The organism is Paraburkholderia sp. BL25I1N1, from assembly GCF_003002025.1.
GTDB lineage: Bacteria > Pseudomonadota > Gammaproteobacteria > Burkholderiales > Burkholderiaceae > Paraburkholderia.
The window spans coordinates 179,864-204,615 of sequence record NZ_PVZB01000015.1; the positions used below are offsets into that span (position 1 = coordinate 179,864).

Annotated in this window: 25 protein-coding genes; 11 read left to right on the top strand and 14 right to left on the bottom strand. The window is 63.0% G+C overall.

Annotation, left to right across the window (positions count from 1 at the left end; translation table 11 throughout):
* Positions 1 to 518: 518 nt before the first annotated feature.
* Positions 519 to 920 (top strand): DUF3597 domain-containing protein, encoded by a 402-nt coding sequence (locus tag B0G73_RS23150; protein WP_106283581.1) that lies wholly within the window; start codon positions 519 to 521, stop codon positions 918 to 920.
* Between the two features lie 134 nt (positions 921 to 1,054).
* Here the strand turns inward: B0G73_RS23150 and B0G73_RS23155 are convergent, their stop codons facing one another.
* The 6 genes from B0G73_RS23155 to B0G73_RS23180 form a co-directional block, all read right to left on the bottom strand.
* Positions 1,055 to 2,098 carry an asparaginase gene (locus B0G73_RS23155; protein WP_106283653.1) on the bottom strand — a complete coding sequence of 348 codons (1,044 nt, stop codon included), beginning with the start codon at positions 2,096 to 2,098 and terminating at the stop codon, positions 1,055 to 1,057.
* Positions 2,099 to 2,317: 219 nt separating this feature from the next.
* Positions 2,318 to 3,244 carry a CysB family HTH-type transcriptional regulator gene (locus tag B0G73_RS23160; protein WP_106283582.1) on the bottom strand — a complete coding sequence of 309 codons (927 nt, stop codon included), beginning with the start codon at positions 3,242 to 3,244 and terminating at the stop codon, positions 2,318 to 2,320.
* Between the two features lie 94 nt (positions 3,245 to 3,338).
* Positions 3,339 to 4,397, bottom strand: a complete 1,059-nt coding sequence (locus tag B0G73_RS23165) for a sulfate/molybdate ABC transporter ATP-binding protein (RefSeq protein WP_012432793.1) — start codon at positions 4,395 to 4,397, stop codon at positions 3,339 to 3,341.
* Positions 4,397 to 5,443, bottom strand: coding sequence for a sulfate ABC transporter permease subunit CysW (gene cysW, locus B0G73_RS23170; protein ID WP_106283583.1), 1,047 nt, complete (start codon positions 5,441 to 5,443; stop codon positions 4,397 to 4,399). The genes B0G73_RS23165 and cysW overlap by 1 nt, the downstream gene beginning before the upstream one ends.
* Positions 5,440 to 6,342, bottom strand: a complete 903-nt coding sequence (cysT, locus tag B0G73_RS23175) for a sulfate ABC transporter permease subunit CysT (protein WP_106283584.1) — start codon at positions 6,340 to 6,342, stop codon at positions 5,440 to 5,442. Before cysT ends, cysW begins: the two co-directional genes overlap by 4 nt.
* A gap of 173 nt (positions 6,343 to 6,515) precedes the next feature.
* Positions 6,516 to 7,556: a sulfate ABC transporter substrate-binding protein gene (locus B0G73_RS23180; protein WP_106283585.1), complete on the bottom strand. Its 1,041-nt coding sequence runs from the start codon at positions 7,554 to 7,556 to the stop codon at positions 6,516 to 6,518.
* 312 nt (positions 7,557 to 7,868) lie between these two features.
* On the opposite strand from B0G73_RS23180, the gene lexA reads away from it, so the two are divergent.
* The 3 genes from lexA to B0G73_RS23195 all read left to right on the top strand — a co-directional run bounded on the left by lexA (position 7,869) and on the right by B0G73_RS23195 (position 9,733).
* Positions 7,869 to 8,519 (top strand): transcriptional repressor LexA, encoded by a 651-nt coding sequence (gene lexA / locus B0G73_RS23185; protein ID WP_012432789.1) that lies wholly within the window; start codon positions 7,869 to 7,871, stop codon positions 8,517 to 8,519.
* 105 nt (positions 8,520 to 8,624) lie between these two features.
* On the top strand, positions 8,625 to 8,969 hold the full coding sequence (locus B0G73_RS23190) for a hypothetical protein (protein WP_106283586.1): 345 nt from the start codon (positions 8,625 to 8,627) through the stop codon (positions 8,967 to 8,969).
* A 101-nt stretch (positions 8,970 to 9,070) separates the two neighbouring features.
* The gene (locus tag B0G73_RS23195; protein WP_106283587.1) at positions 9,071 to 9,733 is read left to right on the top strand and encodes a DUF2939 domain-containing protein; all 663 of its coding nucleotides are present in this window, start codon (positions 9,071 to 9,073) and stop codon (positions 9,731 to 9,733) included.
* 174 nt (positions 9,734 to 9,907) lie between these two features.
* Here the strand turns inward: B0G73_RS23195 and B0G73_RS23200 are convergent, their stop codons facing one another.
* Positions 9,908 to 10,372, bottom strand: coding sequence for a universal stress protein (locus B0G73_RS23200; protein ID WP_106283588.1), 465 nt, complete (start codon positions 10,370 to 10,372; stop codon positions 9,908 to 9,910).
* A 288-nt stretch (positions 10,373 to 10,660) separates the two neighbouring features.
* Between B0G73_RS23200 and nodI the strand changes: the two genes are divergently transcribed.
* A complete protein-coding gene (nodI, locus tag B0G73_RS23205) occupies positions 10,661 to 11,575 on the top strand; it encodes a nodulation factor ABC transporter ATP-binding protein NodI (protein ID WP_106283589.1) in 915 nt (304 codons plus the stop codon).
* A 104-nt stretch (positions 11,576 to 11,679) separates the two neighbouring features.
* On the top strand, positions 11,680 to 12,507 hold the full coding sequence (locus B0G73_RS23210; protein ID WP_106283590.1) for an ABC transporter permease: 828 nt from the start codon (positions 11,680 to 11,682) through the stop codon (positions 12,505 to 12,507).
* A gap of 86 nt (positions 12,508 to 12,593) precedes the next feature.
* Here B0G73_RS23210 and B0G73_RS23215 read toward each other — a convergent pair whose 3' ends face one another.
* Positions 12,594 to 13,016 carry a hypothetical protein gene (locus B0G73_RS23215; RefSeq protein WP_106283591.1) on the bottom strand — a complete coding sequence of 141 codons (423 nt, stop codon included), beginning with the start codon at positions 13,014 to 13,016 and terminating at the stop codon, positions 12,594 to 12,596.
* A 317-nt stretch (positions 13,017 to 13,333) separates the two neighbouring features.
* Positions 13,334 to 14,296, bottom strand: coding sequence for a LysR family transcriptional regulator (locus B0G73_RS23220; RefSeq protein WP_106283592.1), 963 nt, complete (start codon positions 14,294 to 14,296; stop codon positions 13,334 to 13,336).
* 228 nt (positions 14,297 to 14,524) lie between these two features.
* Between B0G73_RS23220 and B0G73_RS23225 the strand changes: the two genes are divergently transcribed.
* Both B0G73_RS23225 and B0G73_RS23230 read left to right on the top strand, forming a co-directional pair.
* Positions 14,525 to 15,928 (top strand): M20 family metallopeptidase, encoded by a 1,404-nt coding sequence (locus B0G73_RS23225; RefSeq protein ID WP_106283593.1) that lies wholly within the window; start codon positions 14,525 to 14,527, stop codon positions 15,926 to 15,928.
* 63 nt (positions 15,929 to 15,991) lie between these two features.
* On the top strand, positions 15,992 to 17,275 hold the full coding sequence (locus B0G73_RS23230) for an MFS transporter (RefSeq protein WP_106283594.1): 1,284 nt from the start codon (positions 15,992 to 15,994) through the stop codon (positions 17,273 to 17,275).
* A gap of 219 nt (positions 17,276 to 17,494) precedes the next feature.
* Here B0G73_RS23230 and B0G73_RS23235 read toward each other — a convergent pair whose 3' ends face one another.
* Positions 17,495 to 18,547 carry an NADP(H)-dependent aldo-keto reductase gene (locus B0G73_RS23235; protein WP_106283595.1) on the bottom strand — a complete coding sequence of 351 codons (1,053 nt, stop codon included), beginning with the start codon at positions 18,545 to 18,547 and terminating at the stop codon, positions 17,495 to 17,497.
* 154 nt (positions 18,548 to 18,701) lie between these two features.
* Here B0G73_RS23235 and B0G73_RS23240 point away from each other — a divergent pair, with 154 nt between their 5' ends.
* A complete protein-coding gene (locus B0G73_RS23240; RefSeq protein ID WP_106283596.1) occupies positions 18,702 to 18,914 on the top strand; it encodes a DUF3820 family protein in 213 nt (70 codons plus the stop codon).
* Between the two features lie 206 nt (positions 18,915 to 19,120).
* On the top strand, positions 19,121 to 19,366 hold the full coding sequence (locus tag B0G73_RS23245; RefSeq protein WP_106283597.1) for a hypothetical protein: 246 nt from the start codon (positions 19,121 to 19,123) through the stop codon (positions 19,364 to 19,366).
* Between the two features lie 59 nt (positions 19,367 to 19,425).
* On the opposite strand, the gene B0G73_RS23250 is transcribed toward B0G73_RS23245, so the two are convergent.
* The 3 genes from B0G73_RS23250 to B0G73_RS23260 all read right to left on the bottom strand — a co-directional run bounded on the left by B0G73_RS23250 (position 19,426) and on the right by B0G73_RS23260 (position 22,356).
* Entirely contained in the window at positions 19,426 to 20,076 is a 651-nt protein-coding gene (locus B0G73_RS23250) for a trimeric intracellular cation channel family protein (RefSeq protein ID WP_181196624.1), read from the bottom strand.
* Positions 20,077 to 20,209: 133 nt separating this feature from the next.
* Positions 20,210 to 20,749 (bottom strand): adenylyl-sulfate kinase, encoded by a 540-nt coding sequence (gene cysC / locus B0G73_RS23255; RefSeq protein WP_106283598.1) that lies wholly within the window; start codon positions 20,747 to 20,749, stop codon positions 20,210 to 20,212.
* The gene (locus tag B0G73_RS23260; RefSeq protein ID WP_106283599.1) at positions 20,746 to 22,356 is read right to left on the bottom strand and encodes a sulfotransferase; all 1,611 of its coding nucleotides are present in this window, start codon (positions 22,354 to 22,356) and stop codon (positions 20,746 to 20,748) included. Before B0G73_RS23260 ends, cysC begins: the two co-directional genes overlap by 4 nt.
* A gap of 350 nt (positions 22,357 to 22,706) precedes the next feature.
* Between B0G73_RS23260 and B0G73_RS23265 the strand changes: the two genes are divergently transcribed.
* A complete protein-coding gene (locus B0G73_RS23265; RefSeq protein WP_106283600.1) occupies positions 22,707 to 23,072 on the top strand; it encodes a hypothetical protein in 366 nt (121 codons plus the stop codon).
* Between the two features lie 76 nt (positions 23,073 to 23,148).
* Here B0G73_RS23265 and B0G73_RS23270 read toward each other — a convergent pair whose 3' ends face one another.
* Positions 23,149 to 24,210, bottom strand: a complete 1,062-nt coding sequence (locus tag B0G73_RS23270; RefSeq protein ID WP_106283601.1) for an exo-alpha-sialidase — start codon at positions 24,208 to 24,210, stop codon at positions 23,149 to 23,151.
* Positions 24,211 to 24,752: the final 542 nt, after the last annotated feature.

Below are 24,752 nucleotides of genomic sequence, written 5' to 3' on the forward strand. Positions count from 1 at the left end.
GTCATGGCAGTCGCAGGTGGGGCGCCCGGTTCGTCGTGCGGCATGCACGGCGGAACGGGCAAATCGTGCCGCTCTGGGCTGAGAGCGGCAAGTGGGGTCCGCAGCGGCACCCGGCGGCGCCGGGGAAGCCTTGGTCGGTCAGACGTCGTCGTCGGGTGTCCGGCTGTCGGATTTCAATGTTTAGCGATGTTTATGCTTTTTCGGCCAAACTCTCGCAGCGGGTGCGTCACGCACGCCGCTCACCGGCATGTCTCTTTGCCGCTCCCCTCGTACGCATGCCCGCAAGTCTGCTTGCATTTGCTTGCAACTCCGTCCCCTTTGCTCGACCTTTTTTGACACATCGGTCCGCGCTTTTCTCCTACACTCGTTGAGTCTGGTTGCGGGCGTGTCGGCGTTCAAGTGCGGCTTGCCGGTCATGGCAACGCGTGCCCGCTGTTTCATTCGCCCGATTCCCAACCAGTGTTCAACCCGTGAGCGGAATGTGCTTGCGCCAGTAACCCCTCTGCAAAGGATTCAGAATGAGCATCTTTGGTGACATCGTACATAAGCTCTTTGGCAAAGCGAAACCGGACCAGCCCGCGCCCGCTGTCGAGCCGACACCGGATCCGGCCGCGGCGCAGGCTGCTGCACCGTCGGCCGCCCCGGCGCCCGCGCCGCTGGCCGACGTCGACGTCGCTGTCGTCATGGACCAGTTCGTGAGCGAGAGCGGTCAAACGTTGAACTGGCGCACGTCGATCGTCGACACGCTGAAGGCGCTCGGCGTCGACAGCAGCCTCGATCATCGCAAGGAACTCGCCAGGGAACTGAAGTACACCGGCGACACGAACGATTCGGCAAGCATGAACATCTGGCTGCATAAACAGGTGATGGTGGCGCTGGCAGCAAACGGCGGGAAGTTGCCGCCAGATCTGGCGAACTAACAGCGTGCAGGCGTCGCCTTTTCGGCGCTAGCGAGAAACCGCAAGCTGAAACGACAACGCGGCGCTCCGGTCGATGACCTGGGCGCCGCGTTGTCATTTAAGCGTCATGCGCTGAATGCTCAGCGCTGCATCGCTCAGTACGTATCGAAAATCTTCTGCAACGCCACCGGCCCCGTTGCGCCCGCGGCCAATGCCAGCATCAGCAGCACGCGCGCCTTGTACGGATTCAGCGAACCCGCGCTGACGAAGCCGAGTGCGTCGTCGGCGGCCGCGCCGTTGCGCATCACGTGCCCCGATCCCACGCGCGACGCACGCACCACCGCGACGCCTTGCGAGGCGGCATCGGCGAGCGCCTGCTGCACCGAGGCGTGAATCGAGCCATTGCCCGTGCCCGCCACGACGATGCCGCGCACACCCGCGGCAACCAACGCATCGACGGCAATGCGCGACACGCCCGCGTAGCTCACGACGATTTCCACATGCGGCCACGTCGCGCCGATCACGAACTCGGTTGCGAGCGTATGCGGACGCACAACGCCGCGCTGGAACTCGACGCGGCCGTCCTGCACCCAGCCGAGCGCGCCGATTTCGGGCGAGTGAAACGCGTCGACCGCATAGGTGCTCGTCTTGACCACGTCACGCGCGCTATGGATCTTGTTGTTGAAGGCCACCAGCACGCCCTGCCCGCGCGAACTCGCCTGCGCCGCGACCGTCACGGCGTTCAGCAGATTCAGCGGGCCATCGGCGGACAGCGCCGAAGCCGGACGCATGGCCGCCGTCAGCACGACCGGCTTGTCCGACTTGACGGTGAGATGCAGCAGGTAGGCGGTTTCTTCGAGCGTGTCGGTGCCGTGCGTGACCACCACGCCGTCGATCTCATCGTCGGCGAGCAGCGTGTTGATGCGTTGCGCGAGCGTGGTCCAAAGCGGCATCGCCATGTCCTTGCTGTCGACGCTGGCAATCTGCTCGCTCTCCATGCGCGCCACCGTCGACAAGGCCGGCACGACGGCCAGCAATTGCTCGACGCCGATCACACCGGCCTGATAACCCGAGGTGTTGGTGGCGCTCGCGGCCGCGCCGGCAATCGTGCCGCCGGTCGCCAGCACGACGATGCGCGGCAGCAGTGGCGTGGTGCCTTCGTTTGAAGGTATAGCGGAAGAAGAAGTCGAAGTATTCATGGCGGCGATTGTAAGCGATGCGCCGCGCGCCGCCATGCGTGAAAAAACGGATGTCCGTTCGTTTCGGGGTTACATGAGGCCGGCGCTTTGGCGCCACACGTTTGCGCGGCGTCTGCACCGGGGCCAGCCGCAGCCCGCATGAAGTTCGCACTAACCGGCCGCCGCGATGGTGCGGCAGCGTTCGGCGTTGCGCCGGACCGCGACGATCCGGCGCATCTATCAAACCGCTTCGCGCAATTGCGCGGCGATATCCGCTTCGTTCAATTGCGGCGCGAACATCTCGATCAACCGGTACGCGTACGCGCGCAGGAACGCGCCCTTGCGCAAACCGACCCGCGTGGTGCTCGCTTCGAACAGATGCTGCGTGTCGAGCGCGACCAGTTCCGTATCGCGCTTCGGATCGTAGGCCATCGCCGCGACCACGCCGATGCCCATGCCGAGCTCGACGTAGGTCTTGATCACGTCGGCGTCGATCGCGGTCAGCACGACGTCGGGCAACGCGCCCGCTTTCGCGAACGCCTGGTCGATATGCGAGCGGCCCGTGAAGTCCTGATCGTAAGTGACGATTGGGAATTCGGCGATTTCGTCGAGCGTCAGATTCGGCCGGCCCACCAGCGGATGATCCTTCGGCACGACCACGACGTGATGCCATGAATAGCACGGGAACGTGACGATATCCGGGAAACGGTCGAGCGCTTCGGTGGAGATGCCGATGTCCGCTTCGCCGTTGATGATCATCTGCGCGATCTGTTGCGGGCTGCCCTGACGCAGCGCCAGATGCACTTTCGGGAACACCTCGGTGAATTGACGGATCACTTTCGGCAACGCGTAGCGCGCCTGCGTATGGGTGGTCGCCACGACGAGGTGGCCGCTATCCTGATCGGCGTACTGGCGCGCGACGCGGCGCAGATTCTCCGCGTCGAGCAGCATCCGCTCGATCAGTTGATGTACGGCCTTGCCCGGCTCGGTGAGGCCCGTGAGGCGCTTGCCGCGTCGAATGAAAATGTCGACACCGAGTTCGTCCTCCAGATCCTTGATCTGTTTCGATACGCCCGACTGTGACGTGTACAGCACGTTCGCCACCTCGGTCAGATTCATGTTCTGACGCACGGCTTCGCGCACAAAGCGCAATTGCTGAAAATTCATCTTGATGTCTCCGGTTCGGCCAGAGTTGAGTTATTTGAGTTCGTTTGAAACGCCGGGTCGTGTTGCTGTCGCTGCGCGCCTGACTGCGCTGCGCTCACTGCGCTGGAAACACACGCAAGGCGCGCGGCACCGCGGTCACGCCGTCGCCGATCGAGAGCTGCAGATCGCGCCACGCTTCGCGATCGAGTTCGGCCTCGAGCAGATTGCCCTCGCGGCCCGCGAGTTCGACCCGCACGGAGCCGCCCAGTGTCACCACGCGCCGCACGTCGACGACGATGCCTTCGCGATGCCCCGACGCCTGCGGGTACAACTGCAGATCGTGCGGACGCACATAGGCGAACGCGGGGCCGCTGAAATCGGCCTTGATGGAAACCGGCAACGCCGCGCCGTCCACCACGAAACCGCTTGCATCGACGTTGCCGTGCAGGCGATTCGCCGCGCCGAGAAACTCGTAGACGAACGAGGTTTGCGGATGGTCGTACACGTCCTGCGGACTGCCCACCTGCTCCACGTGCCCGCGATTCAGCACGACGATACGGTCAGCCACTTCAAGCGCTTCTTCCTGATCGTGCGTGACGAAAATCGTCGAGATATGCAGATCGTCGTGCAGACGACGCAGCCAGCTGCGCAGTTCCTTGCGCACCTTCGCATCCAGCGCGCCGAACGGTTCGTCGAGCAGCAGCACTTTCGGTTCGACGGCCAACGCGCGCGCGAGCGCGATACGTTGCCGCTGGCCACCCGACAGTTCCGACGGATAGCGTTGCGCGAGCCAGTCGAGCTGCACGAGCTTGAGCAGTTCATGCACCTTCTCGCGGATCACCGCTTCCGAGGGGCGCTCCTTGCGCGGCTTCACCCGCAAGCCGAAGGCCACGTTCTCGAACACCGTCATATGGCGGAACAGCGCGTAATGCTGGAACACGAAGCCCACTTCCCGCTCGCGCGCGCCGACCGTCGCCACGTCCTGGCCTTGCAGCACGACCTGGCCGCCGTCGGCGTATTCGAGTCCCGCGATCACGCGCAGCAAGGTCGTCTTGCCACAACCCGACGGCCCGAGCAGCGCAACCAGTTCGCCCGGCGGAAAGTCGAGCGAGACGTTATCGAGCGCGACGAAATCGCCGAAGCGCTTCTGCAGGTTACGAACGGTGATACCCATTACAGCTCTCCTTGCTTGAGCGGGTGTTGCTGCGGTGCATGCGTTGCTTGCGTTGTGTGTGATGCGCTTGTTGCGGGTGTTGCGCTTGTTGGATTGGCCGCAGGCGTAACGGGACCTGCGTATGCGGGCACATCGCGCGCGGCCGACAGTTCCGCCGACATATGGCGCTCGGCGAGCAGCTTCAGGCCGAGCGTCACGAGTGCGAGCAGAGCCAGCACCGACGCCACGGCGAACGCCGCCGAGAAGTTGTATTCGTTGTAGAGGATTTCGACGTGCAGCGGCATCGTGTCGGTCTGGCCGCGAATATGGCCCGACACCACCGACACCGCGCCGAACTCGCCCATCGCCCGCGCGTTACACAGAATCACGCCGTACAGCAGGCCCCATTTGACGTTGGGCAGCGTGACGCGGCGGAAGATCTGCCAGCCCGACGCGCCGAGCACGTGCGCGGCTTCTTCTTCGTCGTTGCCTTGCGCCTGCATCAACGGAATCAGTTCGCGCGCGACGAACGGGAACGTGACGAAGATCGTTGCCATCACGATGCCCGGCACCGCGAAAATGATCTGCACGTTGTGGTCCTGCAGCCACGGGCCGAACCAGCCCTGCGCGCCGAACATCAAGACATAGATCAAGCCCGAGATCACCGGCGACACCGAGAACGGCAGATCGATCAGCGTGGTCAGCAGCGCCTTGCCGCGGAACTCGAACTTGGCGATACACCACGAAGCCACGAGGCCGAACACGAGGTTCAGCGGCACCGCGATCGCGGCGGTGATCACCGTGAGCTTGATCGCCGAGAGCGCGTCCGGATCGGCGAGCGATTCCAGATAGAAGCCGAGCCCCTTGTTCAACGCCTGATAGAACACGGCGGCGAGCGGCACGACGAGAAACAGCGCGAGAAACAGCAGCGCGACGGCAGTCAGAATCCAGCGCACGACAGGCGGTTCGGTGACCGGATCGGGCCGGCGCGCGACGTTCAGCGGCGCGCGCGGCGCCACGGCCACGGTTGCGGCAGTACCTGCGTTCTTCACGGAATCGCGGCTCATTGCGCACCTCCGCCGACACCGATCGCCGCGACACTCGCGGCAGCAGGCGCCGGGCCCGCCCCCCCACGACTCGTGCGGCGCTGCAGATACCACTGCAAGGTATTGATAAAGAGCAGCATCAGGAACGACACGACCAGCATCACGACCGCGATCGCAGTCGCACCCGCGTAGTCGTATTGCTCGAGCTTGGTGATGATGAGCAGCGACGTGATTTCCGACTTCATCGGCACGTTGCCGGCGATGAAAATCACCGAGCCGTATTCGCCGAGCGCGCGCGCGAATGCCAGCGCGAAGCCCGTCAGCAGAGCCGGAAACACCGCCGGCAACACCACGCGGCGAAACGTCAGCCAGCGCGATGCGCCCAGGCACGCCGCCGCCTCTTCCTGCTCGCGTTCGAACTCTTCGAGCACCGGCTGCACCGTGCGCACCACGAACGGCAAACCGATGAAAGTCAGCGCGACCAGCACGCCCGCCGGCGTGAACGCGATCTTCAGGCCGAGCGGCTCGAGGAACTGCCCGATCCAGCCGTTGCCCGCGTACACGGCCGCGAGCGAAATACCCGCGACCGAGGTGGGCAGCGCGAACGGCAGATCGACCACGGCATCGACAATGCGCTTGAACGGAAACGTGTAGCGCACCAGCACCCACGCCACCAGAAAGCCGAACACCGCATTGATCAGCGCGCCGCCGAGCGCGGAAAAGAAGGTGAGCCGATACGACGCGAGCACGCGCGGCGAACTCACCGCGCGCACGAACTGGCTCCAGTCGAGCGTGGCGGTCTTGAGAAAGGTCGCCGCAAGCGGAATCAGCACCACGAGGCTCAGATAAGCCACCGTGATGCCGAGTGTCAGGCCAAAACCGGGCAACGCGCTCGGTTTTCGGAAGGTCAACGTCGTCATGCTCGTTACTCGTTCAGGTTGATGCTCGTATTGCCGGCCGCCGGGCCCTGGCGGCCAAAAGCGCGCCCCATGGGGCGCGCTCGGGAGTGACACGTCGCCGCGTCGTGCTGCCTATGTCTATGCCTTTGCCTATACCTTTGCCTATACCTTTGCCGATTCCGGCAGCGGGCTTGTTACTGCGGCTGATAGATCGAATCGAACACGCCGCCGTCGGCAAAGTGCGTTTTCTGCGCGTTGGTCCAGCCGCCGAACGAATCGTCCACCGTGTACAGCTTCAGCTTCGGAAACTTGGCGGTCAGCTCGGCCGGCACCTTGTTCGAACGCGGACGGTAGAAGTTCTTCGCGGCGATCTCCTGGCCTTGCTCGCTATACAGGAAGTTCAGGTAAGCCTCCGCGACCTTGCGCGTGCCATGCTTGTCGACGACCTTGTCCACCACGGCGACCGGTGGCTCCGCCAGAATGCTGACCGACGGCACCACGATCTCGAACTTCTCCGGACCAAATTCCTTGAGCGACAGGAAGGCTTCGTTTTCCCATGCGATCAGCACGTCGCCAATACCGCGTTGCACGAAGCTGGTGGTCGCGCCGCGCGCGCCCGAATCCAGCACGCCGGCATTCTTGTACAGCTTGCCGACGAATTCTTTCGCCTTCTGATCATTGCCGCCCGGTTGATGCTCGGCGTACGCCCACGCCGCGAGGTAGTTCCAGCGCGCGCCGCCCGACGTCTTCGGGTTCGGCGTCACGATCGACACACCCGGCTTGATCAGATCGTCCCAATCCTTGATGTGCTTCGGGTTGCCCTTGCGCACCAGAAACACGATCGTCGACGTGTACGGCGAGGCGTTATCCGGCAAGCGCTTCTGCCAGCCCTTGTCCAGCAAACCCTTGTTGGCCAGTGCGTCGATGTCGTAGGCGAGCGCCAGCGTCACCACGTCGGCCTGCAGACCGTCGAGCACCGAGCGCGCCTGGGCGCCCGAGCCGCCGTGCGACTGCTTGAAGGTGATCGTCTCGCCCGTCTTCGCCTTCCACTCCTTGCCGAACGCCTGGTTGACGTCCTGATACAACTCACGCGTCGGGTCGTAGGAGACGTTCAGCAGCGTCGTGTCGGCGGCGTGCGCCTGCGCCATCACACCGAGCGCGCCCGCCGCGCCCAATGCGAGCGCCGCGATCAGTTTCTTCGTCCTGCCTGCCAGCCCCGTACCTTGGTGATTCATGTCAACTTTCTCCGCGTTGTCCGCTGAAACAGCGTGTGGTGTCATCTTGCGTCGCGGTCACGTGCACATGAACGTCAACTGGAGGCCCAGTCTATCGAAGGGCTTTCATCATTAAAAATAATGTTTCTTCATTCTTTAATACTCAAAAGTGGTAATGACAGCTGGATAAGGCGTTGCGGCGCGAAAACGGGTGTTGAAGCATCGCCTGACGACGCCGGAACGCCACCCTTCGCCCCGAACTTAAAGTAAAGCTTGAATTGCGCCGAATACTGTATAAAAATACAGCCACCTGTTCATACATACAGTGGCGCCATGACCAAACTCACCGCACGACAGCAGCAGGTTTTCGATCTGATCCGCAGGGCTATCGAACGCACCGGCTTTCCGCCCACCCGCGCGGAGATCGCCGCCGAGCTGGGTTTCAGCTCGGCCAATTCGGCAGAAGAACATCTGCGCGCGCTCGCTCGCAAGGGCGTGATCGAACTCGCGGCCGGCGCATCGCGCGGCATTCGCCTGCTGGCCGGTCCGGAAGACTCGCCGCACCAGTTCACGCTGCCGCACGCCAGCATCATGCAACTGTCGCTGCCGCTGATCGGGCGCGTTGCCGCCGGCAGCCCGATCCTCGCGCAGGAACATATCTCGCAGCACTACGCGTGCGACCCGGCGCTGTTCTCGAGCAAGCCCGATTACCTGCTGAAGGTGCGCGGGCTGTCCATGCGCGACGCGGGCATCTTCGACGGCGACCTGCTCGCGGTGCAGAAGCGCAGCGAAGCGAAAGACGGTCAGATCATCATTGCCCGGCTCGGCGACGACGTCACGGTCAAGCGCCTGAAGCGCCGGCCGAACGGGCTCGAACTGATCGCCGAGAACCCCGATTACGAAAACATCTTCGTTGAAACCGGCAGTGCGGAGTTCGCGCTGGAGGGTATCGCCGTGGGGCTGATCCGCCCCGGCGAGTTCTAACCCAGTTCTAACCCTTTTGCGCGTTCAACAGAATAAAAAGCCGCGTCAATGTCGCATCGACACTGCATCAACGCCGCATCAACGTTGCATCGTCTGGAGAGTCTCATGGAACGTCTTGCCCGCCTGCTGCCCTTTCGCCAGTTCGGTCGTCTGCGTCACCTTCGCAAGCTGGTGCCCTGCTCATTGATCGAGGCGGCCACGCGCAGCACACCGTCGCTGTTCGACTCGCCCGAGGCTGCGTCGAGCTTGCCTTCGTCGTTGCCGGCGTTTGCCCGCGTGTCGTTGAATTCCGGCCTGAATACGGCTGAACCGGCGCGTCGCGCACCGGTGCGGGTCTATCACGGGCCGTCGCGTCTCATCATGGTCGGCACGATGGACGCAGTTTGCCGCATGATCGACCGCTGCATCGCCGACGAAGCCAACGTCCATGGCGCGGTGTTCGAGTCGTGATGACCCTGTCTTGAGCGGGCGGCGAGAGATTGCATTGCGTGGGATCGTTTTCGCGTGGCCGTGGTCCACGTTAGATCACACCTGATGGAGAGTCCCACTCGATGGCAGTTCCGAAACATACTCAACGCGGCAGCAGAGGCGGCGCCACAAAGCCGCTGATCGTCACACTCGTCGTGATCGTGGTGATCGCCGCACTGGGGTTTGCTTATGCGTCGCCGTACATCGCGCTGAACAATCTCAAACGCGCGGCCGATGCGCGCGACGCGCAAACGGTCAATCAGTACGTCGACTTCCCCGCGTTGCGTGAGAGCCTCAAGGAACAGGTCGCCGGCCTGCTGACACGCCGGCTTGGCGCGCACAGCAACGGCAATCCATTGGCCGCCATTGGCGCGATGATCGGCGTCGCATTGATTGGCCCGCTCGTGGATGCCTACGCCACACCGGACGGTGTCGCGGCCTTGCTGAACGGCATGCCGCCGCGCGGCGATCCGGGTGAGCGGCCGCCCGCGCCGCCGGCCGCGAACAAACCGTCCGACGCCGCCGCGACCGCACCGGCGCCGGCAGCGCCTCCTGCCGGCAACGCGGCGAATGGGAATGCCAACGCCACGCCCCCGCAACCGCCGCAGACTAGCGCGGGCTATCGTGGGCTCAACGAGTTTGTCGTCACGTACCAGCATGGCGCCGGCGACGCGCGTTACTCAGCGATCTTTCAGCGCGAAGGGATATTCACGTGGAAGCTGGCCGCGGTGAATCTGAACGAGTGATCGCGGCAGGTCGGCTTTGTTTGGGCGCGGATCCCGTGATCGCGCCAATTATTTGGCGAGTCGCGGCGAGTCGCGGCGAGTCGTTCAGCGACTTCGTTATGGCGTCGAGGCCACCGGGTAGTGAGGCCGGAGTACCCGGCCGCCAGCCAACCGCCCACAATGGCGACATGCGCATCAAGCCGCCGCTTGCTGCTGCTCCTGCGCCGAAGAACACGCCACCAGAATGCTGCACGAGACACGGTCGAGCAGCGGCGTATTGCCCGCGCCCATCCACCATCGCGACAAACCCGTGCGGCAACGGTGGCCGACCACGACCAGGTCGACATGCAGTTCATTGGCGAGGGTGGCGATCTCATCGATCGGATGGCCGAATGCAAAATGCCCTTGTGCGGTGACGCCTCGCTCGGTGAGCCAATCGACGCCTTCCTGCAGAATGTCGCGCGCGGTCTTTTCGAAACTGCCACAGGCCACGTCGGTCAGCAGGCCCGCGCTTTGCGCAATACTCGAGCGCATGTCGACGACGGAAAGCAAATGGGTTTCCGCTTTCAGATCCAACGCCAGGTCGGCGCCGCAACGGAGTGCTTTGCGGCCTTCGCGCGAGCCGTCGTAGCACAGCAGGATTTTCTGGTAGCTCGCCATGATTTTTCTCCCTTCGCGCGGGACGCGCGATTCTCAATTAATCATGGTGCGCCGCAATTCAGGTTGCAAGGGATGGAAAACGCTAACTGTGCGCTGACCGCCCTCTAACCACGCCCTAAACAGGTGCGCGAGCCGCTCGGAGGGTCGCCGCGCGCCGATGCCGCAGTGCAAGAAACCGGCTTCGCATTGTCGGGGCGAACCAACAGCGTCCCGCCTATGCCCTAGAATAGGCCGCCTCCCCCGGCCACTCACGTCATTCACGCCCTTCCTTGGAGACTTGTTCGATCCATGCCCGAAGCCGCCATCGAATTTCATCAGGTCAAAAAAAGCTACGGCGAAAAAACGGTCGTCGATGGACTGTCGTTTCATGTCAACGCCGGCGAATGCTTCGGCCTGCTCGGCCCGAACGGAGCGGGCAAGACCACCACGTTGCGTATGCTGCTCGGCATCGCTGCGCCGGATGCGGGCACGATCCGTCTGTGCGGCGAGCCGATCCCCGGCCGCGCGCGCGTGGCACGGGCGCGCGTCGGCGTGGTGCCGCAGTTCGACAATCTCGATCCCGACTTCACGGTGCGTGAGAACCTGCTGGTGTTCGGCCGCTACTTCGGTTTGAGCGCCGCGCAATGCCGTGCGATGGCGCCTTCGCTGCTCGAATTCGCGCGGCTCGAAAGCAAGGCGGACGCGCGCGTGAGCGAGTTGTCCGGCGGCATGAAGCGGCGCCTCACGCTGGCGCGCGCGCTCGTCAACGATCCCGATGTGCTGATCATGGACGAACCGACCACCGGCCTCGATCCGCAGGCGCGGCATCTGATCTGGGAGCGGCTGCGCTCGCTGCTCGCGCGCGGCAAGACCATTCTGCTGACCACGCACTTCATGGAAGAAGCCGAACGCCTTTGCCACCGGCTGTGCGTGATCGAGGAAGGACGCAAGATCGCCGAAGGCGCGCCGAGCGCGTTGATCGCTTCCGAGATCGGTTGCGATGTGATCGAGATCTTCGGACCCGACCCGGTCGCGTTGCGCGATGAACTGGCGCCGCTCGTCGAGCGCACCGAGATCAGCGGCGAGACGCTGTTCTGCTATGTCAACGACGCGCAGCCGGTGCATGCGCGGCTCAAGCAGCGCGCGGATCTGCGCTATCTGCATCGACCGGCGAATCTGGAAGATGTGTTCCTGCGGCTCACGGGCCGCGAGATGCAGGATTGAAGCGCATCGGTCGAGACCGGCATCGCACGCAACGCCCTGCAACTACAACGACGCCCTGACAGAAACCACGCAGGGACACGCACGAGACACGCACGAGACCCGCAATGGACGCACGCACCTACGAAACGACCGGCGACACGCCATCGAATCAGGAAGCCTTCGCCGCCTTCCCCGCGAACGCCAGCAACTGGATCGCGGTGTGGCGCCGCAACTATCTGGTGTGGAAGAAACTCGCGATCGCCTCGATGTTCGGCAACCTGGCCGACCCGATGATCTATCTGTTCGGCCTCGGCTTCGGGCTGGGGCTGATGGTCGGCCATGTCGACGGCGTGTCGTATATCGCGTTTCTCGCGGCGGGCACGGTGGCCTCGAGCGTGATGATGTCGGCGAGTTTCGAGTCGATGTATTCGGGCTTCTCGCGCATGCATGTGCAGCGCACCTGGGAAGCGATCATGCATACGCCGCTGACGCTCGGCGACATCGTGCTCGGCGAGGTGATCTGGGCCGCCAGCAAATCGGTGCTCTCGGGCGCGGCGATCATGCTGGTGGCAGGCGCATTGGGCTACGCGAATTTCCCGTCGATGCTGCTGGCCTTGCCGGTCATCGTGCTGACCGGGCTTGCGTTCGCGAGCATCGCGATGGTCGTGACGGCGCTCGCGCCTTCGTACGACTTCTTCATGTTTTACCAGACGCTGGTATTGACGCCGATGCTGCTGCTATCGGGCGTGTTCTTTCCGGTCTCGCAACTGCCTGCCGTTGCGCGGGGCGCAACCCAGATATTGCCGTTGGCGCATGCGGTCGACCTGATGCGGCCGGCCATGCTGGGTCGGCCCGTCGATAATGCGCTGTTGCATATCGCTGTGCTGGCCGCGTATGCACTCGGCGGGTTTATCGTGTCGGCGATTCTGTTTCGCCGCCGGATGATGAAGTAGGTTTTCCGGCCGTCAACCATAACAGACGCCAGGCGCTGATCGCCGCGCCCGACGAAACATCAGCGCCTGCCGCGAGCCGGACCCGCTCAGTCCTCGTCATCCGTCCACGGAATGTCCACGTCGGAGATAAACGCCACCGTGGCGAACGGGCCGCCGTCCTGACGCCCGATCTTGCCGTCGGCGCGCTGCCACTCGACCCGGAACACCGTGCCCGGATCGTCGGCGATCAGGCGGACCGTGCGCACTTCATCCGGATCGGCCTCTTCGACGGGGCCATCGAGCGAGATCTGCAGCTCCTGCGGCCACAGGCCATCGGCCGGATCGTAGATCTTGTCGCCGTCGGGAATCAGGGTGAAGGCTTCCACGCCGATGGTGGCCGACGCGTCCACGATCATCTTGCCCAACGCGCGCAGCAATGCCGTCGCCCGCGCCGAATTCGCCTGACGGATGGCCAGATCCCCGCGCGTCAGCGCCTGCTCAAGTTTTGGGTTTGTTTTTTGTTGCGCCATTCGATGTCCTGGGTCCTATCGCTCTGTTGTGGACGGCGCGCGAATTCGAGCGCGCGCCGCTCTCCATTTTTCGGGCTGAATCCTACCATCGCCATGCACTGCAGCATTGCCGGTCATGCACTGCGGCGCTTTCAGCCCACCCCGTCCACCACAGTTTAGGTCGTGATTCGCGATCCGGCTGCAACATTTGCCTTTCAATCGGTCGCGAATCGATCGCTATCGCACGCATGTCGCCGGCCTGGTTGGTCGCGCGCAGGCCGTCGTCATCGCAGTCTCGCCGGCTTGATGCCGCGTGGATTGTCCAAGCGCTGCGGCCGTCAGCCCTTGGCTCTGCCGCGCTTTCGCGCGGCCTTCGAGGCCGTCGCATCCGCCGGCTTCGCACCCGCGATTTCCGCGATCAGATGATCCCGGAACGCCCTCACCGACTGCGGCAGTTCACGCCCCGCCATGGTCTGCACCTGGATGCTGCGCTGGCGCATCTGCGGATGCGTCAGCGGCATTACGACAAAACCGTCGCCGGCGTAACGGTCACGCACGGACAGCAGACCCGTGAACATGATCGCGCCGGACTTCTGTGCGTAGCGATACATGGCGCCGCTGTTGTTACAGGTCAGCTCGGGCTCGAGCAGGACGCCTTCGAGCGCGCAGGTAATGTCGATCAACTGACGAATCGTCGTGCCCGGCTCGGGCAGCACAAGCGGATAGCGCTGCAAGTCGGCGAGCGACACCTTCGCGCGCGCGGCCAGCGGATGATCGGCGCGCAGCAGCGCCAGCACCGGCGCGCGCTCCGTGTGCTCGACTTTCACGCCCTTCTCCGGCGCGAGGCTGAAGGTCAACGCGAGGTCGGCGTCGCCGTCGCGCACCTGACGGGTCGCCTCGCCCGGCGACATAACCGAGAGCGTGAAGTCGATGCCCGGATACTGAACCCGGAAGCTCGCCATCGCAGTGGGCAGGAAGTCGGCGGCAAAACCTTCGGAACTCGTCACCTTGATCATGCTGCCGTGCAAAGTCTCGAGGCCGCCGATCTCCTTCATCACATGCTCCGCCTCCAGCAGGCTGCGCTGCGCGTAGGCGAGCAGGCGTTCGCCCGCTTCAGAGAGCGCCATGCCGCGCGGACGCCGCTCGAATAGAGCGACGCCGAGATCGCTTTCGAGCCGCGCCACCTGCCTGCTGATCGCCGAGACGGCGACATGCAGCCGCGCGGACGCGTCGCTGAGTGAACCGGTGCGGGCGACTTCGACGAAATAGCGCAGCGCGATGCCATGCAGCGAAAGTGCCATGTGTGCTGTCCCATTCAACGGTCAGCGCCGGCGCGCCGATATCCGCAAGCGCCTTCTGTACGCGCGGCGAGCTTTGCCTTTTCGGCAACGCAAGCTTCGAAAGACGATCATTGTGACAAAAAAAACGGCCTCCTAGAATCGGTTCGAAGATGCAGGCCGCGTCAGAGCGTCATCAGACAAACGACCACGCGCCGCCCGCCCCCACATTCGCCCGCATTGGAGACACGCATGAGCCGCACTCAGGCCATCGAGCACGCCACCCATCATTTCGAATCCGGCGCCTTTCTGGAAACGCTCAACCGGCGCGTCGGTTTTCGCACCGAAAGTCAGGAGGACGATCGCGCCGCCACGCTGCTGTCATATCTGACCGACGAGATCACGCCGGAAGCCAGAAGCCTCGGTTTCAGCACGCGCATCGTCACCAATCCGGTGGATGGCTTCGGGCCTTTCCTGATCGCGCAGCGCCACGAGGGCGACCATCTGCCCACCGTGCTGATCTACGGCCACGGCGACGTGGTGCGCGGCTACGACAGCCAGTGGCGCGCGCCGCTGACACCGTGGGCCGTGACCGTCGAAGGCGAACGCTGGTTCGGCCGCGGCACGGCCGACAACAAAGGCCAGCACAGCATCAACCTCGCCGCGTTGGCGAGCGTGCTGGCCGCGCGCGACGGCAAGCTCGGCTTCAACGCGAAGCTGCTGATCGAGATGGGCGAGGAAACCGGGTCGCCCGGACTCGACGCGATCTGCCACGCGCACCGTGAAGAACTGGCCGCCGACGTGCTGATCGCCTCCGACGGTCCGCGTCTCGCCGCGCGCCGCCCCACGGTATTCCTCGGCTCGCGCGGCTCGGTGAATTTCAGGCTGTCGTTGAATCTGCGCGACGGCGCGCATCATTCGGGCAACTGGGGTGGCCTGCTGCGCAATCCGGCGACGGTACTGGCGAATGCGTTGGCGAGCCTCGTCGACGCGCGCGGTGTGATCGCCGTCGACGGTTTGCGCCCGCCGCCGATTCCCGAGGCGGTGCGCCGTGCGCTCGCCGATATCACGGTAGGCGGCGGCCCGGGCGATCCGGACGTCGACGAAAACTGGGGCGAGCCAGGCCTTACCGCACCCGAGCGTGTGTTCGGCTGGAACAGCTTCGAAATACTCGCGTTCAAGGCCGGCAACCCGGAGAACCCGGTCAATGCGATTCCGTCGTCGGCGTTCGCGCATTGCCAGTTGCGCTTCGTGGTCGGCACCGATTGGGACAACCTCGAACGGCATCTGCGCAAGCATCTGGACGCACACGGCTTCTCGCAAGTGCAAATCGACCTTGAACGCGGCGCCCCCGCCACGCGTCTGAACCCGGACGATGCGTGGGTCACGTGGGCGATTGCCTCGCTCGAACAGACCACCGGCAAGAAGACCGCCGTGCTGCCGAACCTGGGCGGCACGCTGCCCAACGAAGTGTTCGCCGACACGCTCGGCCTGCCGACCATCTGGGTGCCGCACTCGTATCCGGCCTGTTCGCAGCACGCGCCCAACGAACACCTGCTCGGGCCGGTCGTGCGCGAAGGTCTGCAGATCATGGCGGGCCTCTTCTGGGATCTCGGCGAAAACTCGCCGCGCGCGACAAACAACCCCGCTATTTAAGCGACGCCCGCACGAATCGGGCGCATCACGCCGTTATCGCATCCGTCACGAGGCACGTCCACGATGAGCACGTCCACCCTGCAAGCCAGCGCCGCGCGGCCATCCGCCGCGAAGGTCCATCGCATCATTCTCGCGGCGTCGATCGGCAACGCGCTCGAATGGTTCGACCTCGTCGTCTACGGATTCTTCGCGGTGACCATCGCGAAGCTGTTCTTTCCGGCGCGCACCGAAGCCATTTCGCTGATGCTCACGCTTGGCACCTTCGGCATCTCGTACATGATCCGGCCGCTCGGCGGACTCGTGCTCGGTTCGCTCGCGGACCGCGCCGGACGCAAGGCGTCGCTTCTTCTCTCGATCGCGTTGATGATGATCGGCACCCTGACGATCGCCGTGATGCCGCCGTATGCGGCGATTGGCCTGTGGGCGCCGGCGGGCATCATGCTGTCGCGCCTCGTGCAAGGTTTTTCGGCGGGCGGAGAGTTCGGTGCGTCCACTGCGTTTCTGGTCGAACATGCGCCCGAGCGCCGCGGCTTCATGGGTAGCTGGCAGTTCGCGAGCCAAGGCATGGCGACGCTGCTCGCTTCCGGTTTCGGCGCGGTGCTGACGAGCCAGCTCACGAGCGCGCAACTCGAATCATGGGGATGGCGCGTGCCGTTTCTGTTCGGCCTCGCGATCGGTCCGGTGGGTTTCTATATCCGCCGTTACGTGGATGAAGGCGCCGAGTTCAGCGCCGAGCCGAAAGCCCGCACGCCGCTACGCGATCTGTTCGGCACGCAGAAGGTCCGCATGCTGCTGGCGGTCGGCTCGCTGATCATTTCGACGGCGGCCAACTACATGATCCTGTACATGCCGACCTACGCGATCAAGCAACTGCACTTGCCTGCCTCGACCGGCTTCGCGGCGACGCTCGCCACCGGCGTGGTGCTCACGGTGCTCACGCCGTTCGCGGGTCATCTGTCCGACAGCCTCGGACGCATCCGCATCATGGGGACGGCCGCCATGCTGATGCTGGTGACGGTATATCCGGCTTTTGTGTATATGAACGCGCATCCCTCGTTCGTGACGATGCTGCTCGCGCTGATCTGGATCGGCATATTGAAGGCGACGTATTTCGGTGCGCTGCCCGCATTGATGTCGGAGATTTTCCCCACGCAGACGCGCGCGACCGGTTTGGCGGTGAGCTACAACATCGGCGTGACGGTGTTCGGCGGTTTTGCGCCGTTCGTGATCACGTGGCTGATCGATGCAAGCGGCAATAAGCTCGCGCCGGGTTTCTATCTGATGTTCTGTGCGGTGGCGAGTTTGCTCGCGCTTTATGCGGTGCGCGGGAAGTTGAAAATCCGCTGACGGACGCGCGAATCCCGCCTCGCCCGCAGCGCCGTGGCAAAGGTGTTCGCCATCACTGAATACGCGGGAGCGGAGTACCAGCCGAGCACGTCTGCCTACGCGGTAGCGTCGCCGAAGCGACGCGCGAATCCCTTGCGAACGCCCGGCCATGCAGCCGGGGCAAATCAAACGTTCGCATGATGCGAGCCGCACTCGCAGCTCGCATTCAACGGCCCCGCATCAGGGCGCCGGATTCGGCTGCAGTTCGTGCAGCGCATCGATTTCCGCGAGTACTTCCGGCGAGAGCTTCACCTCGACGCTGGCGATGTTTTCCTTCAACTGATCGAGCGAAGTCGCGCCGATCAGATTGCTGGTCACGAACGGCCGGCTATTGACAAACGCGAGCGCGAATTGCGCGGGCGACAAGCCGTGACGCTTCGCCAACTCCACGTAACGCGTGATCGCCTGCACAGCTTGCGGCTTGCTGTAGCGTTGAAAACGCTCGAACAGCGAAATGCGCGCGCCGGCCGGACGCGCGCCGCCTTCATACTTGCCCGTCAGCCAGCCAAAGGCCAGCGGCGAATAAGCCAGCAAGCCGATGTTGTCGCGATGCGCGTATTCGGACAGCCCCGCTTCGCACGTGCGATTCACGAGGCTGTACGGATTCTGAATGCTGACGATGCGCGGCAAGCCGAGCTTTTCGGCCGCGCGCAGAAACTGCGCGACGCCCCACGGCGTTTCGTTCGACACGCCGATGTGACGCACCTTCCCCGCCTTGACGAATTCCGCGAGCACCGACAGCGTTTCTTCGATGGGCACCGTATAGGCGTCGTCGACCCACGGATACGCCGGGCGGCCGAAGGTCATCGTGCTGCGATCCGGCCAGTGCAACTGATACAGATCGACGTAGTCCGTTTGGAGACGCTTCAGGCTATCGTCGAGCGCTTCGGTCAGATTCTTGCGGTCGAACTGGTTGCCTTTGCCACGAATATGGGTCGGGTTGTGCGGTTGACGCGCCGGGCCGGCGATCTTGGTGGCAAGCACGATTTTCTCGCGCGCGCTGCGATGCTGCGCGAGCCATGTGCCGATGTAGCGCTCCGTCGAACCTTGCGTCTCGGCACGCGGCGGCACCGGGTACATTTCAGCGGTGTCGATCAGATTGATGCCGTGATCGAGTGCGTAATCGAGCTGGGCGTGCGCTTCCTGTTCCGTGTTCTGCTCGCCCCACGTCATGGTGCCGAGACCGATCAGGCTAACCTGCACGTCCGAGTCGCCGAGTCTGCGGTATTCCATCGAACTTGTCCTGTTGATTGGTTGACGAAAAGCGCTGACGTTACCATGTCCGCCCGAGCTCTGCCTGGCGCGCTAAAATGCCGCTCCAGCGCGCGTCACCCATTTTTTCGCGCACAATCTTTCGCTGCGGCTTCCCTGCGCCGACCTGCCTGCCATGAATCCCGAACACCTCGAACTGCTGGTCACGCGCGTCATGCCTTACGGGAAATATAAAGGCCGCGTGATTGCGGACCTGCCCGGTCATTACCTAAACTGGTTTGCTAGCCAGGGCTTTCCGCCCGGCGAAATCGGCCGGCTGCTGGCGTTAATGCACGAGATCGATCACAACGGTTTGAAGTCGCTGCTCGAGCCTTTGCGCAAGCGTTGATCGCCTCGCGGTGAAAGCGATGGGAAGCGCCCTGAAGCGTGGATGAAAGTCGCCCTGTCGGCATCGTGCAAGCAATGCCGGCCTGCACAAATTTACACGGTATTTTGCTTGTACCTTGGCCGCCGAATGGACTTTAATCCACGTAGGTCTTCGCGCGAACTCCATCATTCGCGCCATCGTCCGCATGTCATTTTGCCTGTCCGTCCATGTCTGAATTCAGCTTGTCCGCACTGCTCGAATTTATCGGCCACGACCTCTCGCCTGTGAGGGCGGTGATCATCTTCTTCCTGATCGGCTATCTCGTCGTCGGACTGCCTTTGCATTTCCGCCAGGGGCCCGCCTCGCGCGACATCTGGGGCACCGCTGCCGGCGTGACCATGGCAGCGATCTATGCGGCATTCATTATCGGCGTGTACCCGGCGTTGCATCATTCGGCCGGGTGGTTGCGGTAACGCGAAGCGGCTTCGAAGTGCGCCGTGCCTGAGCGCGTGCATACGACGACGCTCATCGCTCAAACCGGCGACACCTTCGGCAGATGCCAGCCATAGTTCACGGCGAGCATCCGCAAGACGAAGCACGCCGCGCCGCCCGCCAGCGCCGCCGGGCCCGGCGGCAAACCGGCACGGCGCGCCACCACCACGATGAACGCCCCCGCGAACGCGGCCGTTGCATAGATGTCGGCGTGCAGCACGAGCGGCACGCGCGCCAGCAGCACGTCGCGTATCACGCCGCCGCCCACGCCGGTGAGTGTGCCCATCAACATCGCGATAAACGGACGGATCCCGAACAGCAGCGCTTTTTCCACACCTGCCACGGCAAAGAGCGCGAGGCCCGCCGCGTCGAGCATGGTGACGAGCGCAACGGGAAACTGCTGCGCCGTCGAATGGAACATAAAGGTCAGCAACCCGGTGACGAAGGTCAGCGCCGGATAGCGCCAGTCACGGATCGCGTTCGGCGGTGAATCGCCGATCAGCAGATCGCGGATCACGCCGCCGCCGAGCGCCGCGACAAACGAAATCACCATCACGCCCAACAGGTCGAGACCGCCGCGGATCGCGCTGAGCGCACCCTCGACCGCGAACACCACCGTACCCGCCAGGTCCGCTGCCAGCACCAGTGTTTCGACGTTCAGTCTGATTTTTCGTATCGACAATGTCGGCATCGACGCTTCACCCTTCCTGCTTTCTGTCTACGAGAAATCGAAACGGTATAGGGAAATGCCGCGGGCGGGGTGAAAAATCTGCGTGTACGGTCACGCGCCGCGTGTGGCGCGCGACGCTTCAGGACGAAGCGCGCTAACCGCTCAGACGCCCCGTCGCGACCAGATGCGCAAGCAGGCGATCGACAGACTCGTCGATCGGCATGCGGTCGCTCTCGATCACGACATCCGACGCGAGCGGTGCTTCGAAAGGTCCGGAAATGCCTGTGAAATGCGGGATCTCGCCACGCCGCGCGCGAGCGTAAAGCCCTTTGGCATCGCGCGCTTCGCAGACACCCAGCGGAGCATTCACGAACACTTCCACGAAACCGTCGCCGACGATTTCACGCGCCGAGCGCCGATGCCGATGCTCAGGCGAAATCACCGCGGCAATCACAACGAAGCCCTGCTGCATGAACAGCGCCGCGACATGCGCGACCCGCCGCAAGTTCTCGGTACGGTCCTCGGGCGCGTAGCCGAGGTCGGCGTTCAGCCCGCGCCGCAGCACGTCGCCATCGAGCACGATCGCGGCGTGCCCCGCTTCCTTCAGGCGGTCATGCAAGGCGTTGGCGAGCGTCGATTTGCCCGCGCCGGAAAGCCCCGTCATCCAGATCACGGCGCCACGCGACGCGCTCATGTGCGATGCTCCGTGCCGCTTATCCCAACCTCGCCGGCCTCGCCGACCTCGCCGGCGTCCTGGCGATGCGTCGGCGCCAACACCGCGCCAAGGCCGTTGAACAACGGTTGCAGCAAGGCGTGACGCGGCAGCCAGCGTTGCAGCGAGGTCTTGTACAGCGGACGCCGCACCTGCGCGGAACTGGCCGTATTCACCTGGCGCGCGGTCTGATAAAACGACAGACAGCGTTCGTCCCAGTCGAGCCCGCAATGCGCGAGCAGGCGGCGCACATTGGCTTCGAAATCGTCGACCAGTTCCTCATATTTGACTTCGATCATCACACCTTCGGGGAGCACGCGTTGCCAGTGCGCCATTAGCGCGTCGTACGCGCGATAGTAGCGGCCCAGTTCGCCGAGATCATAGCTGAACGGCACGTCGTGAAAGATCCGCGAGAAAATCGACAGACAGGTTGGCAACGGCGCGCGGCGGCTGTGAATGAAGCGGGCATTCGGCAACGCGAGATGGATCAGGCCGAGGTTGATGAAGTTGAACGGATACTTGTCCGTGAAGTGCGTGTAGTTCGCAGCCGGATCGCGTTCGTCATTTGGAGTCGGGCTCTGAAGTTCCGGCAGCGCGTTGCGCATGCGACGCAGATAGTCCGCGCCGAGCGTGCGCAACGGCGCGGCGCCGACGTTTTCCAATGCTTCGATATCGATCCGCAACGGATCGCCCGGATCGCGGTGAATGCAGCCCACCAGCGCCTCGCCGAATTCCGTGCGCTCGCCCGCGCCGAACACCTGAGGATGGCTCGCGAGAATCTGCTCGATCAGGGTCGAGCCCGAGCGCGGCATGCCGACGATAAAAACCGGCGTCTGCGATACGTCGCCGAGACCGCGCTTTGCCGCCAGCAGATCGGAAGTCATTAGTTCGGGCAAATGGGCGAACAGGCCTAGCGTTTCCGTTTCGTTGTAACGCACGCCGGCGCGGTGCAGCGCGTTGCCCTTCAGGAAGTGATCGAACGACGCGTCGTTGCGGCCCACATCGGACAGCGCCTGGCCGTACGGAAAGTGAAGCTCCGCCTGATCGGCCGGCGTGAACGAAGCGGCGTCGCCGACGAGACGCTCCATCGCGAGGAACACCGGATCGTCGGCGGCGAGGCGCCTGGATTGCACGAAGTTGCGGTAGTACAGCGGCACTTGCGGCGCGGCTTCGATAGCGCGGCGATACGCTTCGTGTGCCTCGTCGAAACGGCCGAGTGCCTGCAGGCAGTTGCCCATGTTGTTGTGCGAGCCGTCGGCTTGCGGATTCACACGCGTCGCCTCGCGATAGGCGTCCACCGCCTGTTCGAGACGATGCATCTGCTCGAGCGTCCAGCCGAGACCGTGGTGCGAATGCGTGTCGCGCGGATCGAGCGCGATCGCTTCGTGATAGCGGACCACGGCTTCGGGAAAACGGTTCAGCGCGGCGAGCGTGGCCGCCAGGCGCTGTTGGACAAGCGGGTCGGTGGGATCGAGCGCACGGGCGGTTTCGTAATGTTGGAGCGCGGCGTCGAGTTCGCCGCGCGCGGCGCAGGCGTCGCCTTCGGCGCGCAATTCCGATGCAGCAGCCGGCTGTGGATCTTGCTTCATTGACGGCTGGATTCTTGCAGGCTTCGCATCGAGCGGTCCTGACAGTGGCGAAGTGCGATCTTTTCCTCCAGCCCGGCAAAGCGGCACGGTTGGAAGTCGAAGGTAATTGTCTGAAGCAAACTTAACAGTCGCGCCCTACAGTTTCGTTTCGAAAATTTAACTAACTGTTACAGCGTCGCATGCATGGAAGGTCTGGAAAGCTTCGCACCGCGCCTCACTGCTGCGGTCTGCGATCGCCATGCATGCCGGATCGGCACGCCATAGCATGCGCAAACGGTAATTTGCGGACACAAATGCCGCTGAACTCTTGAGCGCGCGTTTTTTCTCAATCACATACGAAGGAGAAAATCGTGAGCAGGCTCATTGCATCAATGGCACTGTTGGCGGTGACGGCCGGTTTGACCGGATGCGCAGTCGCGCCGGGATACGACTACGGCTATGCACAACCTTATTACCCTGACTACGGCTATGCGTACGGGCCGCCGTATGCGCCGGTTTATGGCAGCGTCGGCATTTATGGCGGCTGGGGTGGATCCTGCTGTTATCACGGCGGCGATTGGCACGGCGGCCATGGGTGGCACGGCGGGAATGGATGGCACGGCGGCGGCGGTTGGCACGGCGGCGGATATGGCGGATCTCACGGCGGCGGCAGCGCCAGCGGCGGGGGAAGTTCATGGAGCAGCGGCGGTGGCGGCCATGGGGGACATGGGCGTTGAACTCGCAAACCCGAAAACAAAAACGGCGCTGTGATTTCTCACAGCGCCTCAGACGCAGAAGCGAAGTTTGATCGGATTAATGGATTCGGCTTGGATCAATCACGACATGTTTTATGTGAATCTTTTTCCATGTGTACGTGACGTGAACCAGACCGTCCGGGGACTGGATAACCGCCGGATAAGAAAATTCCTGATTTGCCTCGTTCTCAAGGTCCAGAACTTCGTGATAAGTCTGGTGATCAGATGAAATGAGGACGGTCAGTCTGTGGCGGTCCCAACGACCTTCGACATAAGGTAGCGGATTGGCGACGATCAGGTCACGCCCGTCGATCAGGGTCACGGCGTCCAAACCCGAGTTTGAGTTGGGAATATCCACCGGCGAGAGAGCAGTCCACGTCTTTCCCCAATCACTCGACCTGGTGCTGAATACAAAGCCGTTTTTTGTCCGGACTAGCGCCTGCAACTGGCCGTGACGATGGTCGAGAATTGTTGGCTGGATTGCCTGAATTGCACGCGGGCCCGCCGCCGGATATTCGACTTCCCAGGTAGCCGCCCCATCCGTGGACCGTTCGAAATGAACTTTCCATCCGTCATGTTCGGTACTACTCCCGGCTATTACAATTCCATTTGATAACTCGACGGGTTTATCTTTTGCCGGTCCGGATATACCAGGGCCAAGAGCAGCCGGCTTCGACCATGAGGTTCCCCCATCAAGCGAGGTCATCCGGAAAGGATGCCAGTCCGCCGGCAATTTCCCGCGACTATAAAACAGCATCAACGGACCGTGCCTGGGAGAAAAAAGAATGGGATTAATTACCGTTAGAGCCTCACCGTCAGGCGAACGTCCGTCTGCGACCCGGACTGGCGCACCCCATTGTTTTCCGGAGTATTGCGCTACCCAAACACCAACGTCACTAGCGGCCTCTTTGCTGCCAGCCAACCACGCCGCCACCAAATGCCCTTTCGAAAAGGCAATCGTCGAAGCATGACAAAACGCGATTTTCTGCGGAGGATTAATAATATCCGCCGAAAGGATTGCGTCAGAATTATTTTCACGGCCAGCGGTAGTTTGAATCAGCGAAAAAGAAAGGATAACGAAAGTTATATGTCTGAAATATGACAACAGATGAAAATTCATACGATTAAACCGCTGGCATGGTTAGCAACTGCTATTTTGAGACGGCGAATGGTAACCGATCCGAATATTTTTTTTCGAAATAAGCTGGATTTATTTTCGGAAATTTATTTGTAATGTCGGCGGTTTAAACTGAAGTGCGGTAGTGTCTGCGTGTTTCTCCACGCTGCGGTCGTGGCGGCGTGGCCGTAATCAAATAGCCTTTACCGGATTTGGAATGGTATTTTCGGTCGAGCGAGCGCGCTTGGACGGCCTGCGCGCGAGTAACGGTTGCGCTGTTCTTCGGATCGAGGCCGACGTGTGCCGCACCGCTTCATCGGATACGGATAGATATCGCGGGCCTGCGGCAGGTCGTTGACGGCGAGGCCGTCCTCGCCCCAACCAGTGGACTTATGAACTAATGTTGTCGCGCGCCCTTCAGCGCTCCCGAGCAGACGTTTTTTGCCGAAAACCGAATTGCCTCGGCACGCCTCAAATACCGCTTTCCGCGAAGTATTTTAGTGGTTATACGCGGCGTTTTTTCCGCCTATCCGGCGCCCGTTCCG

Excerpts from the sequence above, each read along its gene's own strand:
- B0G73_RS23150 (WP_106283581.1), top strand. The coding sequence starts at position 519 with ATGAGCATCTTTGGTGACATCGTACATAAGCTCTTTGGCAAAGCGAAA.
- B0G73_RS23155 (WP_106283653.1), bottom strand. The coding sequence starts at position 2,098 with ATGAATACTTCGACTTCTTCTTCCGCTATACCTTCAAACGAAGGCACC.
- B0G73_RS23160 (WP_106283582.1), bottom strand. The coding sequence starts at position 3,244 with ATGAATTTTCAGCAATTGCGCTTTGTGCGCGAAGCCGTGCGTCAGAAC.
- B0G73_RS23165 (WP_012432793.1), bottom strand. The coding sequence starts at position 4,397 with ATGGGTATCACCGTTCGTAACCTGCAGAAGCGCTTCGGCGATTTCGTC.
- cysW (WP_106283583.1), bottom strand. The coding sequence starts at position 5,443 with ATGAGCCGCGATTCCGTGAAGAACGCAGGTACTGCCGCAACCGTGGCC.
- cysT (WP_106283584.1), bottom strand. The coding sequence starts at position 6,342 with ATGACGACGTTGACCTTCCGAAAACCGAGCGCGTTGCCCGGTTTTGGC.
- B0G73_RS23180 (WP_106283585.1), bottom strand. The coding sequence starts at position 7,556 with ATGAATCACCAAGGTACGGGGCTGGCAGGCAGGACGAAGAAACTGATC.
- lexA (WP_012432789.1), top strand. The coding sequence starts at position 7,869 with ATGACCAAACTCACCGCACGACAGCAGCAGGTTTTCGATCTGATCCGC.
- B0G73_RS23190 (WP_106283586.1), top strand. The coding sequence starts at position 8,625 with ATGGAACGTCTTGCCCGCCTGCTGCCCTTTCGCCAGTTCGGTCGTCTG.
- B0G73_RS23195 (WP_106283587.1), top strand. The coding sequence starts at position 9,071 with ATGGCAGTTCCGAAACATACTCAACGCGGCAGCAGAGGCGGCGCCACA.
- B0G73_RS23200 (WP_106283588.1), bottom strand. The coding sequence starts at position 10,372 with ATGGCGAGCTACCAGAAAATCCTGCTGTGCTACGACGGCTCGCGCGAA.
- nodI (WP_106283589.1), top strand. The coding sequence starts at position 10,661 with ATGCCCGAAGCCGCCATCGAATTTCATCAGGTCAAAAAAAGCTACGGC.
- B0G73_RS23210 (WP_106283590.1), top strand. The coding sequence starts at position 11,680 with ATGGACGCACGCACCTACGAAACGACCGGCGACACGCCATCGAATCAG.
- B0G73_RS23215 (WP_106283591.1), bottom strand. The coding sequence starts at position 13,016 with ATGGCGCAACAAAAAACAAACCCAAAACTTGAGCAGGCGCTGACGCGC.
- B0G73_RS23220 (WP_106283592.1), bottom strand. The coding sequence starts at position 14,296 with ATGGCACTTTCGCTGCATGGCATCGCGCTGCGCTATTTCGTCGAAGTC.
- B0G73_RS23225 (WP_106283593.1), top strand. The coding sequence starts at position 14,525 with ATGAGCCGCACTCAGGCCATCGAGCACGCCACCCATCATTTCGAATCC.
- B0G73_RS23230 (WP_106283594.1), top strand. The coding sequence starts at position 15,992 with ATGAGCACGTCCACCCTGCAAGCCAGCGCCGCGCGGCCATCCGCCGCG.
- B0G73_RS23235 (WP_106283595.1), bottom strand. The coding sequence starts at position 18,547 with ATGGAATACCGCAGACTCGGCGACTCGGACGTGCAGGTTAGCCTGATC.
- B0G73_RS23240 (WP_106283596.1), top strand. The coding sequence starts at position 18,702 with ATGAATCCCGAACACCTCGAACTGCTGGTCACGCGCGTCATGCCTTAC.
- B0G73_RS23245 (WP_106283597.1), top strand. The coding sequence starts at position 19,121 with ATGTCTGAATTCAGCTTGTCCGCACTGCTCGAATTTATCGGCCACGAC.
- B0G73_RS23250 (WP_181196624.1), bottom strand. The coding sequence starts at position 20,076 with ATGCCGACATTGTCGATACGAAAAATCAGACTGAACGTCGAAACACTG.
- cysC (WP_106283598.1), bottom strand. The coding sequence starts at position 20,749 with ATGAGCGCGTCGCGTGGCGCCGTGATCTGGATGACGGGGCTTTCCGGC.
- B0G73_RS23260 (WP_106283599.1), bottom strand. The coding sequence starts at position 22,356 with ATGAAGCAAGATCCACAGCCGGCTGCTGCATCGGAATTGCGCGCCGAA.
- B0G73_RS23270 (WP_106283601.1), bottom strand. The coding sequence starts at position 24,210 with ATGAATTTTCATCTGTTGTCATATTTCAGACATATAACTTTCGTTATC.